The sequence below is a fragment of the Streptomyces sp. cg40 genome (genome assembly GCF_050320165.1).
GTDB classification, from domain to species: Bacteria; Actinomycetota; Actinomycetes; order Streptomycetales; family Streptomycetaceae; genus Streptomyces; species Streptomyces hokutonensis.
Map to the genome: position 1 here is coordinate 919,467 of NZ_CP190128.1, position 14,442 is coordinate 933,908.

Genomic DNA, 14,442 nt, shown 5'->3' on the forward strand with positions numbered 1-14,442 from the left:
CGGTGCGCTGTGCCGGGCGACTATTCGCCATGGTTCGCCAGGGTGCGCCAGATGGTGTGCCACTGCGCATCTGGTGTCAGGTAGGAACGCGCCACCCCGACCCGGTCACCGAGGGACACTCCCCAGGGTGCACCTGCGGAACCGGGCCGGGAGCGCGCTTGCTTGGACAGGCACTGCAGGCACACGAAGGGATCTGTCTCTCCCATGTACACAGCATCGTCCTCCGTGTCCGCCCCGCCCCGGTCGCTGCACCCCCGCCCGGGCGCCGGCGGCCCCTACCTCGACCCGGCGCGCCCGGCGGCCGGCCCCGTCCTCGGTGCGGGCAGGCCGCGGCGCGTTCCCGGGATCGGCACCCAACCGCTCAGCGGGAGACTCGACTTGTCCGGCCCTCAGGGCGCCCAGCTGCGTACGGCGATCGCGTCGGTGCACCGGATCTGTCCGGAGTTCGCTCCGGTGCAGGTGCTACGCCGCAACGGGCGCTCCGTGCTCCTGGTCGGAACGACCGGACGCAGCACGGCCGTAGCGAAGTGTTTACTGGACCACTCCCCCGCGTGGGCCGAGCGGATCCGGCACGAGATAGCGGCGTACCGCTCGTTCGTCCGGCACCGCCCGCCGGTGCGGGTGCCGCGGCTGATCGCGGCGGACCCCGACAACTGCACGCTCGTCATCGAGCGGATGCCGGGCCGGGTGGCGGCGCTGCACCGGCACCCGGCGGAGGCCCCGCCGCGGGCGGACATCAGGGCGGCGCTCGGCGCGATCTGCCGGCTCAACGCCTGGCGGCCCCCGGCGGGCACCTTCGACGCACCGCTGGACTACGCGTCCCGGATCTCGCGCTTCCACGAGCTGGGGCTGCTCACCGACCGGGACATGGGAGACCTGCAGAAGCTGCTGCACGGCATCGCGCACTCGGCGGGCCGGCAGGGCATGGGCCAGTTCTGCCACGGCGACGCCCTGCTGTCCAACATCCTCCTCTCACCGGCCGGTCCAGTGCTGGTGGACTGGGAGCACGCGGGCTGGTACCTGCCGGGCTACGACCTCGCCACGCTGTGGGCGGTCCTCGGGGACGCGCCCGTGGCCCGGCGACAGATCAGTCAGATCGCGCAGTCGGCGGGACCGGCCTCGCGTGACGCCTTCCTGGTGAACCTGATGCTGGTGCTGACCCGGGAGATCCGCACCTACGAGATGGCCGTGCAGCGTTCGATGCACGACACGACCCCGGCGGCACCGGGAGCTGCCCACCCGGGTGCTGCGCCGTCCGGCGAGGAACAACGGCTGCTGCTGAGGCGGCTGCACGACGACTGCCAGTTGGCCCGACGGGCCGTGCGTGCGGCGGTCGGCACTCGCTGACGGGGACGAAGGTCCGCGGTACGCCCTGCAGCGGCGCACCGCGGACCTTCGTGTGTGTCTCAGCCACATGTGCGTCCCTCATATATGCCCCCTGATTGGAGTAGTCCACTGACGCCCCGCAGGCCCGCAAGCCGCCGCCACGAAACTCCTCGCATCCCCTGTTGACAGGGGAAATCACCTGCCTCTGGGCATGATTGACGGATCGTCGGCCAGCCGGTACCACTGACGCACGCCCGGCCCCGCACGGTTCGTCACACCACACCGTCCCAGGAGGCTGCATTGCGAGGATCCTCGACCGACCCCACCCGCGCTCCCGGGCACAGACGCACGCGGAGAACCGCCGGCGCGCTCGCCACCGCCTCCCTGCTGCTGCCCCTGCTGGGCGCGGCCCCCGCCCCGGACGCCACCGGCTCCGCCGCCTCCACCCTCCAGCGGGCGTTCGCCTCGGCGTCCGCCGAGTACCACGTGCCACAGGCCGTGCTGCTGGCCGTCTCCTACCTCCAGTCCCGCTGGGACGCCCACGGCGGAGCACCGAGCGTGACCGGCGGCTACGGCCCCATGCATCTCACGGACGCGCGCACCGCGCTGGCCACGACGGAGCACCTGAGCGAAGGCGCCGAGGACCCGCGCGGCGACAGCGCCCGAGCGGCCCTGCACCCCACCGCGCAGCTCCCGGCCAACTCCCAACTCCCCGCGCGACTGGGGACGTTGACGAAGGCGGCCGAGCTGACCGGGCTTCCGGCCGCCGACCTCCGCAGCGACGAGGTCGCGAACGTGGCGGGCGGCGCCGCGCTGCTGGCCGACGCGCAGAAGGGCCTGGGCGAGCCGCTGAGCGCGGATCCGGCCGAGTGGTACGGCGCGGTCGCGCGCTTCTCCGGCGCGGACGACACCGCGACGGCCGCCGCCTATGCCAACGATGTCTACGACGTCATCCACACCGGCGAGCAGCGCACCACGGACGCCGGGCAGCGGGTCACCCTCGCCTCACAGCCCGAACTCGCCCCCGACACCGCACAGTTGACGGAAACCGGACTGCGCACCGTCTCCGCCGACGGCACCGAGTGCCCGAAGAAGGTGTCCTGCGAGTGGGTCCCGGCGCCGTACGCCCAGTTCGGGGACAACGACTACGGCAACCACGACCTGGGCGACCGGCCCGCGTCGCAGAGCATCAAGTACATCGTCATCCATGACACCGAGGGCCAGTGGGAGGGTGTCCTGAACCTGGTCCAGGACCCCACCTATGTGTCGTGGAACTACACGATCCGCTCCAGTGACGGTCTGATCGCCCAGCATGTGAAGGCCAAGGACGTGGCCTGGCACGCGGGCAACTGGTACATCAACGCCAAGTCGATCGGCATCGAGCACGAGGGCTTCCTCGCCGCGCCGGACGCCTGGTACACGGAGGCGATGTACCGCTCGTCGGCCCGCCTGGTGAAGTACCTGACGAAGAAGTACGGCATCCCGCTGGACCGGCAGCACATCCTCGGCCACGGCAACGTGCCCGGGCCGACCACCTCCACCGTCCCCGGGATGCACACGGACCCGGGCCCGTACTGGGACTGGGCGCACTACTTCGCCCTGCTGGGCCACCCCTTCGAAGGGACCGGCAAGAAGAGCGGCGGCCTGGTGACGATCCGCCCCGACTACACCAGCAACCAGCCGGTGTACACGGGCTGCGTCACCGCGGGCCAGCCGTGCGCGGTGCACGGTTCGAGCGAGGTCCGCCTGTACTCGGGCCCCGGCGAGACCTACCCCTTGATCAAGGACATCGGCCTCGGCACGACCCCGACCACGGGCGTCAACGACCTCTCCTCGCGGGTGTCCACCGGCCAGCAGTACGCCGTGGCGGACCGTTCAGGCGACTGGACCGCGATCTGGTACCTGGGTCAGGAGGCCTGGTTCGAGAACCCGAAGAAGCACCCGACGGCGGTCGGGGCGGCCGGCTGGGTGATCACTCCGAAGGACGGTGTGGACAGCGTCCCGGTGTACGGCCGCGCCTACCCGGAGGCCTCGGCCTATCCGGCGGGGGTGCCCGTCCAGGCGGTATCCCCGCTGCCGTACACCCTGCCCAAGGGCCAGAAGTACGTGGTCGGCGGCAAGGTGCCCGGCGAGTACTACTACGCGGTCACCTTCACCACCGACTCGCACAAGGTCGTCGTAGGAAAGGATCTCTACTACGAGATCCAGTACGGGCACCGGGTGGAGTTCGTCCGGGCCGCCGATGTGACGCTGGAGCGGTCGGGCCGGTAGCCGGGCCTCAGCCCTGCTGGAAAAGCTCCGCCGGGAGCGGTTTCAGCAGGGCGTAGAGGTCGTCCGTGATGGGGCGGTCCCAGGCGGCGATGGTGACCAGGACGTTGTCGCTGCGGTCGAACTGGACGCAGGAGATCCGGCTCTCGGAGAGCTTGAGGCGGCGCACGATCAGCAGGTTGTCGCCCTGCATCACCGGCATGTCCTCGGTTCCCACGACCGTCACCTCCTCGTCGTTCTCCAGCGCGAGCAGCAGTTGCGCGACCTCGAACGGGACCTCGTCCTCGGCGACGTCACGGGCCGGCGAGCCCTCGGGGAGGTTGCCGATGACCATCGCGGGGCCCCGGCCGCCGAACAGGTCGTACCGCAGGAACACGCCCTGGCAGGTGCCGTCGGGGGCGGGCAGCAGACCGGCGCCGAGATTGCCGGGCCAGTCGCCCGGATCCATGGCCAGCACATCGAATTCGGGGCCGGCGGGAGTGGCGCTGCGGCGGCGGAGGAACGACATGGGGCCATGGTACGGGGTGCCGTCCGGCGGTGTAGCCGTGGTTGGGTGCGGGATCGTTGTCGGGTGCGGGTGAGTGGGGGTTGAGCGCGCAGTTCCCCGCGCCCCTAAAAGACTCGGCCCTCCGTTGGCTGAATCAGTGCCGTTTCCAGGCCTGTGCGGTCCGTTCCCAACTTTTGGTACGCCGCTGAGAGCAGGCGTACTGCCGACTGTTCGTCCGTGTCGAGTTCTACGGCGATCTCGTGATCGGTGCTGCCGTGCGCGGCCAGGGTCGCGGCAGCGCGCTCTCGGGTCGTGAGGGTGTCTGTTTCGGTGGTGTGGAGGCGGCGGGGGCGTAAGCCTGCGGCGGCCAGTTCGGAGCGGGTGGTGTCGGCGAGGCCTTCGGCGCCGCACTGGACGGCTGTGTCGAGGCCTCGGTAGAGGTAGTCGGCGGCTTCCCTGGAGCGGCCGGTGCGGCGGAGTTCGGTGCCGAGGGCGACCAGTGCGCAGGCCAACTCGTAGGCGGCCGGGGAGCGTTCGAGGTGGGCGACGGATTCCTCAAGGAGTTTGGCACGGGCCGAGCCGGAGGAGACCTCGGCGGCGACGCGCAGGGCCTGGCCGATGGCGGACGGGGTGCCGAACTGGCGGGCGCGGGCGACCGCTTCGTGGGCGGTGGCGACGGCGCGCTCGGGGGTCTCGTGGCGCTCGGCGCGGGCGAGGTGGAGCTGCCAGGGGCACCAGGCGGGGTTGCGGATGCCGCGCGGGTCGAGGCGGCGGCCGGCGGCTGCCAGTTCCTCGGCGGCTTCCTTGGTGAGGCCGCGGGCCAGCAGCAGTTCGCCGTACACGGTCTGGGCGTCCGGGAAGACGACGGCGGCCGGGAAGGGTTCCGCGAAGGCGTGGTCCTCGGCGAGCTGTGCGGCCTCCGCGACCCGGCCGCGGGCGAGCAGGACCTCGATGAGGATGCCGGTGCCGTACCAGTAGACGGGAGTGCCGGGGCCGACCCGCTCGGCGAGGCGCAGTCCCGCGCGGGCGAAGTCCTCGGCCTCGGCGAGCCGGCCGCGCCGGTAGCGGAGGTAACCGAGGAGGGTGTAGCCGAAGGCCAGGTGGGCCCCGCGCCAGCCCTGTTGCTCGAAGTCGGCGATGCCGGTGGCGAAGAGTTCCTCGGCGCGGCCCGGCCGGTCGCAGTACATGTGGGCGAGGGCGACCAGCACCGGTACTTCGAAGCCGCGGTCGGCCTCCGCCCAGCCGAGGCCACCATTGAGTGCGCGCTCGGCATGGTGGAGGGCCACATGTGCGGGTTCACCACGGAGTACGGCGTCCCAGGTGCGCAGGCCGATGATGTACCGCTCGGTGAGGTCGCGGCCCTTGAGGCGGTCGGCGAGTTTGGTGAGGCGGCGGGAACGCGAGGGGTGGTCGGGTTCGTCGGCGCGGAAGGCGTCCCACATGAACTGCTCGGAGAGCATGCGGAGTTTGACCCGGGCGTCGTCGGTGACACGGATCTCGCGGGCGAGGGTGTCGGAGGCCTCGGCGAGGCGGTCGCTGTGGGCGAGGACCTGGGAGAGGCGGTAGACGATGTTCTGCCGCAGGCCCGCGTCGCTGATCGGCTCTTCGAGGGCGGCCCGCAGATGGTTGACGGTGGTCGCCGGTTCGGTGAGCAGGGAGGCGCTGCCCAGTTCGTAGAGGACGGCGGCCCGGTCGTCGAAGGGCGGGGGTTCGCGCAGGGCGCGGGCGAGGTAGCTGCGGGCGGCGTCGGGGGCGCCGGCGCGCAGGGTTTCGCCCGCTGCCGCGCGGAGTTGCTGGACGACCCAGTTGTCGCCGTCGGGGTGGGTCTCCATGAGGTGGCGGGCGGCGGCGGAGGGGCCCTGGCCGTCGTTGATGACGCACCAGGCGGCCTGTCCGTGCAGGGCCACGCGGACGCCGGAGGGGATGGCGCGGTAGACGGCGGTGGCGATGAGCGGGTGCACGAATTCGAGGGTGCCCGCGACGGTCGGCGTGCTGGTGAGGATGCGGGCGCCGCGCAGTGCCTCGGCGGCGTCGGCGGCTTCCTCGTGGCCGAGTCCGGCGACGGCGGCGGCGAGCGCCGGACGGGTCTCGGTGCCGAGGACCGCGCAGGCCCAGGCGAAGCGGACGGTGGAGGTGCCGAGGCGTTCGAGGCGGGTGAGAAGGCCGGTGCCCTTGACGGCCGCGGCGAGATCGCGCAGCAGGTGGGCCCCGGACTCGGTGGGGGTCAGACCCCGGTCGTGGATCTTGGCGGTGAGTTCCACGGTCTCGAACGGGTTCCCGGCGGTGACCGCCCAGCACTCCTGGCAGAACGCGTCGTCGGCGTGCTCGCCGAGCGTCTCGCGCACCAGGCCGGCGACGGCGTCGACGCTGAGCGGTTCCAGGTCGAGGGGACGACCACCGGCCCGGCCGGGCAGTCCCCTGAACGACTCGGCGTGGTCGGGGAGTTCGTCGGGGCGGTACGCGACGACTACCAGGAGCGGGAGTTGTTCGGCGCGGGGCGCGAACGCGGCCAGCCAGCCCAGGGATTCGGGGTCGGCCCAGTGCGCGTCGTCGAGGACGAGGACCATCGGGGCGCGTTTCACCGCGAGGTGGGTGAGCACCCAGTCGAGGCCGTCGCGCAGACCTTGCTGGTCGGGCGGGGAGCCTTCGGTGGGGGCGCAGAGACCGAGGGCGGGGCCGACGATGTCGTACCAACTCCCCAGCGCGGTGCGGAGATCGGCGTCGGCGGAGCCGGCGAACTGCGGTTGCAGCAGCTGGCGGGCGACATGGAAGGCGACGCGCTGTTCCTGGTCGCCGCCTCGCGCGGAGAGCACGGTGCAGCCCTGTGCGGCGGCACGGCGGCGTACCTCGGTGAGGAGGGTCGTCTTGCCGATGCCGGCCCGTCCCGCGAAGGCGAGCAGGGCGCCACGGGGCCGGTGTCCCGGCTCGCCACCGTCCGTGCGCAGGCCTGTGAGCTCGCCCAACGCGTCGTCCACGGCGAGGAGTTCACCCTCCCGTTCGAAAAGCGTCCTGTTGCCGCGCGCGCTCCGCTGTCCCATCCCCATACCCCCTGCCACGGCGGGCGCGTCCGCGCGGGGAGCGAACGCATACCGTGAGCTACAGGGACCTCAGCGTACGCTTTCCGAGGGTGCGGCGGCTGGTTAGTCGACAAAGGCGTACTGGCCGGTTTTCGCGGGTGCGCGGTCCGGAGCGAGCTCACTCCTCCAGCGCACGCGGCGGCACCACCGCGACCGGGCTCGCCGCGTGCAGCAGGACCGCCTGGGTGACCGAGCCGAGCAGCCGGGCCGGGGCGAGCAGGCGTCGGCGGTGGCGGCCCACGACGACGAGGTCCGCGTCCTTGGAGGCGGCGACGAGGTGGCCGGCCGCGTCGCCCGGTGCGACGTACGGCTCGACATGGACGGCCGGGTGGTCCTTGCGGTGCGGGGCGAGGAGGGACTCGGTGAGGACGCGGGTCTCGTTCTCGACGGCGTCCTGGTCGAGGACCGGTGGGACGAGTTCGCCGGCGGACGCCCAGGTCTGCGGCGGCCACGGGTAGGCGGCGACGACCTGAAGGCGTGCTCCGCGCAGAGCGGCCTCGGCGAAGGCGAAGGCGAGGGTGGTGTCGTCGGGGCTGTCCACGTGCAGGCCGACGACCACCCGGGGTCCGGGCTCGGCCGGTGGCGCGTCGTGGACCACGCGTCCGGGCCGGGGCACCACGACGACGGGGCAGTCGGCGTCGCGGGCGGCGGCCATGCCGTTGGAGCCGAGCAGCAGACTGGCGAAGCCGCCGCGGCCCCGGGAGCCGAGCACCAACAGCTGTGCGCCGGTGCCGAGTTCGGGCAGTACGGCACCTGGTGCGCCTTGTAGCCCGAGGTACTCCATGACCGGTCGGTCGGGGCGCCCGTCGAGGTGGGTGCGGACCTGGTCGAGCACCTCGTCCTCGTCCGGGCCGGGCGGTCCGGCGACCAGGACGCCGGGCGGTGTCCAGGCGGCCGCGTACTGCCACACATGGACGACCCGAAGCGGCACCCCGCGTCCGCGCGCGGCACCGAGGGCCCAGTCCAGGGCGCGCAGGCTGTCGTGCGAACCGTCGACCGCCGCGATGACCGGCAGAATGCTCATGGGTTCCTGACCTCCGGGATGACGGGACCTTCCCTTCCGGGGCCAGCCTGGCTCAGGCGTCGGCTCCGGAAGGGCACTCGAGGTCGCGTGTCCGGAAAAACAGGTGGAACGCCCTTCAGGTCAGGTCGAACTCCCCTTCCCGCGCCCCCGAAACGAACGCGCCCCATTCCGCGGGCGTGAAGATCAAGGAAGGGCTTTCCGGGCGGCCGCTGTTGCGCATCGCGATGAATCCCTCGACGAAGGCGATCTGGACATCCCCCTGTCCACGGCTCCCTGAATGCCACTCGGCGTCACTGAGGTCCAGCTCCGGCTTGTCCCAGCCGGCAAGCGGGTGCTGCTGGATGGTGCTCTCGGCCACGTCCGTGCTCCTCCCGGTTCGTCGTCCGCGGCCAGCCTAGCGATCGGTTTCTGATGCCAACAGGCCACGTGAGGGGGACCTTTCAGGAGGCGGGGGGTTCGCTGCCCACGAGCCACATCGAGAAGAACTGGGATCCGCCGCCGTAGGCGTGTCCGAGGACCCGTCGGGCCCCTTCCACCTGGTGTTCTCCGGCCTGGCCGCGCACCTGGAGGGCGGCCTCCGCGAAGCGGATCATGCCGGACGCGCCGATCGGATTGGTCGAGAGCACCCCTCCTGACATGTTCACGGGGAGATCGCCGTCCAGCTCGGTCACCCCCGACTCGGTGAGTTTCCAGCCCTCGCCCTCGTCGGCGAATCCGAGGTTCTCCAGCCACATGGGCTCGTACCACGAGAACGGCACGTACATCTCGACGGCGTCGATGTCCCGGCGCGGGTCGGCGATCCCCGCCTGCCGGTACACGTCGGCCGCGCAGTCCTTGCCGGCCTGTGGCGACACACAGTCCTTTCCAGCGAACAGTGTGGGCTCGCTCCGCATGGCGCCCCCATGCATCCAGGCAGCCGGACGTGGTGCCCGGGCCGCGCCCGCCCGGTCGGTGAGGACCATCGCGCAGGCACCGTCCGAGGAGGGGCAGGTCTCCGAGTAGCGGATCGGGTCCCACAACATCGGCGAGGCCTGGACCTTCTCCAGGGTGATGTCGTGCTCGTGGAGATGGGCGTACGGGTTCTTCAGCGCGTTGCGCCGGTCCTTGTACGCCACCAGGGAGCCGACCGTGTCGGGCGCTCCGGTGCGCCGCATGTAGGCGCGCACGTGGGGGGCGAAGAAGCCGCCCGCGCCCGCCAGCAGCGGCTGCTGGAAGGGGATCGGCAGGGAGAGCCCCCACATGGCGTTCGACTCGGACTGCTTCTCGAAGGCGAGGGTGAGGACGGTGCCGTGCACCCGGGCCGCGACAAGGTTGGCGGCAACGAGGGCCGTCGACCCACCCACGGAACCGGCGGTGTGCACCCGCAGCATGGGCTTGCCCACGGCGCCCAGCGCGTCGGCGAGATACAGCTCCGGCATCATGACGCCCTCGAAGAAGTCGGGCGCCTTCCCGATGACGACGGCGTCGATGTCGGCCCATGTCAACTCGGCGTCGTCCAGGGCCCGTTGGGCCGCCTCCCGCACGAGCCCGGCGATCGACACGTCCCGCCGCGCGGCGACATGCTTGGTCTGGCCGATCCCTACGACGGCCACGGGCTCCTTGCTCATCGCGGATCCCCTTCGAGTACGGCGACCAGGTTCTGTTGCAGACAGGGACCGGAGGTGGCGTGGGCGAGGGCCCGGTCGGACTCGCCCCGGTGGATCCGGGCGGCGGCCTCGCCGATGCGGATCAGCCCGGCGGCCATGACGGGGTTCGCGGCGAGGGCTCCCCCGGACGGATTGACGCGCACCTCGTCGCCCAGGCGCAGCGCCTTGCGCAGAACGACCTCCTGAGCGGTGAACGGCGCGTGCAACTCGGCGGTGTCGACGGGCCGTTCGAAGGCACCGGCCTTCTCGGCGGCCAGCCGCGCGGACGGCGAGTCGGTCAACTCGCGTACGCCCAGGCCGTGTGCCTCGATGCGGTGGTCGATCCCCCTGATCCAGGCGGGCCGTTCGCACAGTTCACGAGCCCGGTCCCCGGCCGCGAGGATCACGGCGGCGGCGCCGTCCCCGACCGGCGGACAGTCACCGGTGCGCAGCGGCCGTACGACGTACTCCCCTTGCGGTACCGAACCCCGCACCTGGGCATGGGAGTTGGCGCTCGCGTCGGTCCGGCTGCGGGCGGCCACGGCGGCGAGCGCGGGCTCGTCGGTGTCGCCGGCGTCGATGAGGGCCTGTGCCTGGAGGGCGGCGAGGGCGACGGAGTCCGGCCACAGGGGCGCCACGTAGTACGGGTCGAGCTGACGGGTCAGGACATCGCGTACGGAGCCGGGGGACGACTTGCCGTACGAGTAGACGAGCGCGGTGTCGGCGTCGCCGGTGAGGAGTTTGGTCCAGGCCTCGTAGAGCGCCCAGGCGCCGTCCATCTCGACGTGCGACTCGGAGATCGGCGGCCAGGCGCCGACGCCGTCGAGGGCGAGGGTGAAGGAGAAGGCGCGGCCCGCGAGGTAGTCGCTGGAACCGGAGCAGGTGAAGTCGATGTCGGCGGTCTTGAGGCCGGTCTGATCTAGGACGCCGTGCAGGACCGGCATCAGCATCTCCACCTCGGAGAGCTCGTCGGTGGTGCGCCGGTGGTCGGTCTGCGCGAACGCGACGACTGCGATCTCACGCATCGCGGCAGCTCCATGCATCACAGCAGCTCCTTGTAGGCGTCGTAGTCCGCGTCGGGCTCACCGGTCGGCCGGTAGTGGTCCGGATAGCGACCCCCCTCGCTCCACACCGCCTCGACCCGCAGCCCCATCCGCACCTGGTCGTACGGGATGCCGCCGATCCGCCCGTGCAGCGCGAGGTCGGCCCCGTCGAGGGCGATGTGCGCGTAGACGTACGGCACTTCGATGTCGAGGTTCTTCGCCTTGATGTTGACGATGCAGAACGTGGTGACCGTGCCGCGCGGACCCACTTCCACATGTTCCGCCGTGGCGACACCACATGTGGGACACGCACCCCTCGGCGGGACGTACACCTTCCGGCAGGAGGGGCATCGTTCACCGACGGTGCGCTGTTCGGAGAGCGCGTGGATGTAGTCGGTCTGGGCACGCCCGGGCGAGTAGACGTAGTCGAGGCGGGCCTGCGCCACGATGCCGGTGACCATGTTCTCGAACTCGCCACTGTGGTCGGCGGGTTGACCTGTCTCGTCGCCGTCGTACGGTTCGAAGCAGGCGATGTCCGTGATGGCACCGGTACGTTCCTCGGCCCACCGGACGCGGACGCGCATGTCGGTGCGGACGGCGTCGGGGCCGGGTGCGTCGAGGGCGTGCAGGAGGGCGGTGTCGGCGCCGTCGAGCCGGACCAGAACCCAGGCGAAGGGTGTGTCGAGGGGCTGCCCGCGCCGGGGTTCGTGATTCCAGGCCCAGGTGGTGACCGTCCCGGTGGGGGCGACCTCGACGAGATCGCGAATCTCCTCGGCGGTGACGGGGTCGTACTCGACGGGAGGGACGAGGGTCCGTCCGTCGCCGGTCTTCACCCCGAGCACGACGCGCTCACGAAGCCCGGTGAGAAAGGCACTCTGGACGGGACCGAGGGAGCGGGTGAAGGGGAATTCCAGGACGAGCGGTGCTTTGAGGACGTCGGGCATGAGGGGCTGCCTCCTTGCGAGGGTCAGGCTCGCTTGTAGACGGGCGGTCGCTTCTCGGCGAAGGCACGGGCGCCCTCTTTCGCATCGGCGGTGTCGAAGATCGGCCAGCCGCGCTTGAGTTCGGCGGCGAGGCCGTCGGTCTCGGTCTGCTCGGCGGTCTCATACACCGACGCCTTGACCGCCTCGACCGCCAACGGCCCACAGGAGTTGACGAGTTCAGCGATCTCCAGCGCCTTGGCGAGAGCCGCCCCGTCGGGCACGACATGTCCGATCAGCCCGACGTCCGCCGCCTCCCGCGCGCTGTACGGCCGCCCGGTGAGCAGCATTTCCAGCGCGTGAGTGCGCGGAATCTGGCGCTGGAGACGGACAGTTGAGCCCCCGATGGGAAAGAGCCCGCGCTTGACCTCGAACAGCCCGAAGGTCGCGGACTCACCAGCCACCCGGATGTCCGTGCCCTGAAGGATCTCCGTGCCGCCGGCCACGCAGTACCCCTCGACGGCCGCGATCACCGGTTTCCGGGGCCGGTGATGCCGCAGCATCGCCTTCCAGTGCAGATCCGGGTCGGCCTTGAGCCGGTCGCGGTACTGCTGGCCCTCCATGCCTTTCCCGGCAAGGGCCTTGAGGTCCATGCCCGCGCAGAACGCACCGCCCGCGCCGGTCAGCACGATCGACCGGATCTCGTCGTCCGCGTCGGCCTCGATCCACCCGTCGTAGAGCCCGACGAGCATCGGCAGCGAGAGCGCGTTCTTGGCCTCGGGCCTGTTGAGCGTGAGCACCAGTGTGGCGCCCTCGCGCCGCACGGTCAGGTGTTCCGTACCGCTCATGGTCGTCCTCCCGTCGCCGTACCGCCTCCGGAACGAGAACAGGTTGCAGGAGGCGCCCTGCCAGTACAAGAGGTTTCTGACACTCAGTCAGATTTCTTCTGCGCGGACCCTTCACAGTTGCCGCGCCCTTTGCTCTGATGACCGGCGAACCGACGTCAGGAGGAGTGGTGGAGTACAACATTGCCGACCTGTTCGAGTCGGTCGTCGACGTGGTCCCGGACCGCGAGGCGCTCGTGTACATCGACCACCCGGGCGCGGGCGCGGAACGCCGCCTGACCTACGCGGAGTTGGACGCGGCGGCGAACCGGATCGCCCATCATCTGATCGACACCGGGATACGCCCGGGTGAGCATCTGGGACTCCATCTCTACAACGGCGTCGAGTACTTGCAGACGGTACTGGGCTGCCTGAAGGCGCGGGTCGTACCGGTCAACGTCAACTACCGTTACGTCGAAGAGGAGTTGGTGTACCTCTACCAGGACGCCGATCTCGTCGCGCTGGTCTTCGACACGGAGTTCACCGAACGGGTGGCCGCCGCGCTGCCGCGCGCGGAGAAGCTTCGGCACCTGGTACGGGTGGGGGCGCCGGCCCAAGACGCCCCGGACGTACCGGCCGTGGCGTTCACCGACGCCGAGGCCACCGGGTCCCCCGAGCGGGGGTTCCCGGCCCGTTCGGGCGACGACCAGTTCATCATCTACACCGGCGGCACGACCGGGATGCCCAAGGGCGTGATGTGGCGCCAGGAGGACCTGTTCTTCTCCGGGCTCGGCGGTGGCGCGCCGACGGGTGAACCCGTGAAGAGGCCGGAGGAGTTGGCCGAGAGGGTCGCGGCCGGCGGGGCGGGGATCACGTTCTTCCCCACTCCCCCGCTGATGCACGGCACCTCCACGCTCACCGCGTTCATCGGCTTCAACTTCGGCCAACGCATCGTGATCCACCGGAAGTTCATGCCGGAGGAGGTGCTGCGGACCATCGAGAGGGAGAAGGTCACCAGTATCTCCCTGGTCGGCGACGCGATGCTGCGACCGCTGATCGACGCCCTCAACGGGCCGATGAAGGGCACGGACTGCTCGTCGGTGTTCAGTGTCTCGTCGTCGGGCGCGATCATGTCGGAGACGGTGCGCCGGCAGTTCCAGGAACTGCTCCCGAACACGATGCTGCTGAACAACTACGGTTCGTCCGAGTCCGGCTTCAACGGCACGGCGACGGCGGACTCCGGCGCCGGGCAGTCCTTCCGCATCCGGGTCAACTCCCGTACCCAGGTGGTCGATCCGGCCACGCACGAGCCGGTCGCCCTCGGTGAGATCGGCCGGGTCGCGCAGTGCGGCCATGTACCGCTCGGCTACTACAACGACGAGCGGAAGACCGCCGAGACCTTCTTCGAGAAGGACGGCAGGCGGTGGGTCCTGCTCGGCGACATGGCGACCGTGGACGAGGAGGGTGTCGTCACGGTGCTCGGCCGTGGCTCGCAGTGCATCAACACCGGTGGGGAGAAGGTGTATCCGGAGGAGGTCGAGCAGGCGCTCAAGTCGCATCCGGACGTCTACGACGCGCTGGTGGCCGGAGTGCCGGACGCGAAGTGGGGCAACCATGTGGCCGCCGTGGTGGAGTTGCGCGCGGGTGCGGTACGGCCGTCGCTGGACGACATCCAGACGCATTGCCGTTCCCATCTCGCCGGGTACAAGATCCCCCGGCAGTTGGTGATCGCGGAGTCGATCCAGCGGTCACCGAGCGGCAAGGCGGACTACCGGTGGGCGCGGGAGGTGGCGGTCGCCGCAGCTCAGTGAGTCAACAGTGGGTCAACACCCAGGCCAGGTTGAACTG

At 70.9% G+C, this 14,442-nt stretch carries 11 protein-coding genes; 3 read left to right on the forward strand and 8 right to left on the reverse strand.

What is annotated here, in order from left to right:
* The first annotated feature begins 204 nt into the window (after positions 1-204).
* Both ACQHII_RS04015 and ACQHII_RS04020 read left to right on the forward strand, forming a co-directional pair.
* Positions 205-1,347, forward strand: coding sequence for an aminoglycoside phosphotransferase family protein (locus ACQHII_RS04015; RefSeq protein ID WP_427917883.1), 1,143 nt, complete (start codon positions 205-207; stop codon positions 1,345-1,347).
* A gap of 279 nt (positions 1,348-1,626) precedes the next feature.
* The gene (locus tag ACQHII_RS04020; protein WP_427917884.1) at positions 1,627-3,597 is read left to right on the forward strand and encodes an N-acetylmuramoyl-L-alanine amidase; all 1,971 of its coding nucleotides are present in this window, start codon (positions 1,627-1,629) and stop codon (positions 3,595-3,597) included.
* Positions 3,598-3,604: 7 nt separating this feature from the next.
* Here ACQHII_RS04020 and ACQHII_RS04025 read toward each other — a convergent pair whose 3' ends face one another.
* From ACQHII_RS04025 to ACQHII_RS04060, 8 genes are all read right to left on the reverse strand, one after another.
* On the reverse strand, positions 3,605-4,102 hold the full coding sequence (locus ACQHII_RS04025) for a hypothetical protein (protein ID WP_019069079.1): 498 nt from the start codon (positions 4,100-4,102) through the stop codon (positions 3,605-3,607).
* A 104-nt stretch (positions 4,103-4,206) separates the two neighbouring features.
* Positions 4,207-7,119, reverse strand: a complete 2,913-nt coding sequence (locus tag ACQHII_RS04030; RefSeq protein WP_427917885.1) for an ATP-binding protein — start codon at positions 7,117-7,119, stop codon at positions 4,207-4,209.
* Positions 7,120-7,276: 157 nt separating this feature from the next.
* Positions 7,277-8,182 carry a universal stress protein gene (locus tag ACQHII_RS04035; protein ID WP_427917886.1) on the reverse strand — a complete coding sequence of 302 codons (906 nt, stop codon included), beginning with the start codon at positions 8,180-8,182 and terminating at the stop codon, positions 7,277-7,279.
* A 115-nt stretch (positions 8,183-8,297) separates the two neighbouring features.
* Positions 8,298-8,540 carry a DUF397 domain-containing protein gene (locus tag ACQHII_RS04040; RefSeq protein WP_427917887.1) on the reverse strand — a complete coding sequence of 81 codons (243 nt, stop codon included), beginning with the start codon at positions 8,538-8,540 and terminating at the stop codon, positions 8,298-8,300.
* 82 nt (positions 8,541-8,622) lie between these two features.
* The gene (locus tag ACQHII_RS04045; protein WP_019069075.1) at positions 8,623-9,789 is read right to left on the reverse strand and encodes a thiolase domain-containing protein; all 1,167 of its coding nucleotides are present in this window, start codon (positions 9,787-9,789) and stop codon (positions 8,623-8,625) included.
* Entirely contained in the window at positions 9,786-10,832 is a 1,047-nt protein-coding gene (locus tag ACQHII_RS04050) for a thiolase domain-containing protein (RefSeq protein ID WP_427917888.1), read from the reverse strand. Before ACQHII_RS04050 ends, ACQHII_RS04045 begins: the two co-directional genes overlap by 4 nt.
* Positions 10,833-10,849: 17 nt before the next feature.
* Positions 10,850-11,794, reverse strand: a complete 945-nt coding sequence (locus ACQHII_RS04055; protein WP_427917889.1) for a Zn-ribbon domain-containing OB-fold protein — start codon at positions 11,792-11,794, stop codon at positions 10,850-10,852.
* A gap of 23 nt (positions 11,795-11,817) precedes the next feature.
* Complete coding sequence (locus ACQHII_RS04060) at positions 11,818-12,618, reverse strand: crotonase/enoyl-CoA hydratase family protein (RefSeq protein ID WP_427917890.1); 801 nt, start codon at positions 12,616-12,618, stop codon at positions 11,818-11,820.
* Between the two features lie 167 nt (positions 12,619-12,785).
* Here ACQHII_RS04060 and ACQHII_RS04065 point away from each other — a divergent pair, with 167 nt between their 5' ends.
* A complete protein-coding gene (locus ACQHII_RS04065; protein WP_427917891.1) occupies positions 12,786-14,405 on the forward strand; it encodes an acyl-CoA synthetase in 1,620 nt (539 codons plus the stop codon).
* Positions 14,406-14,442: the final 37 nt, after the last annotated feature.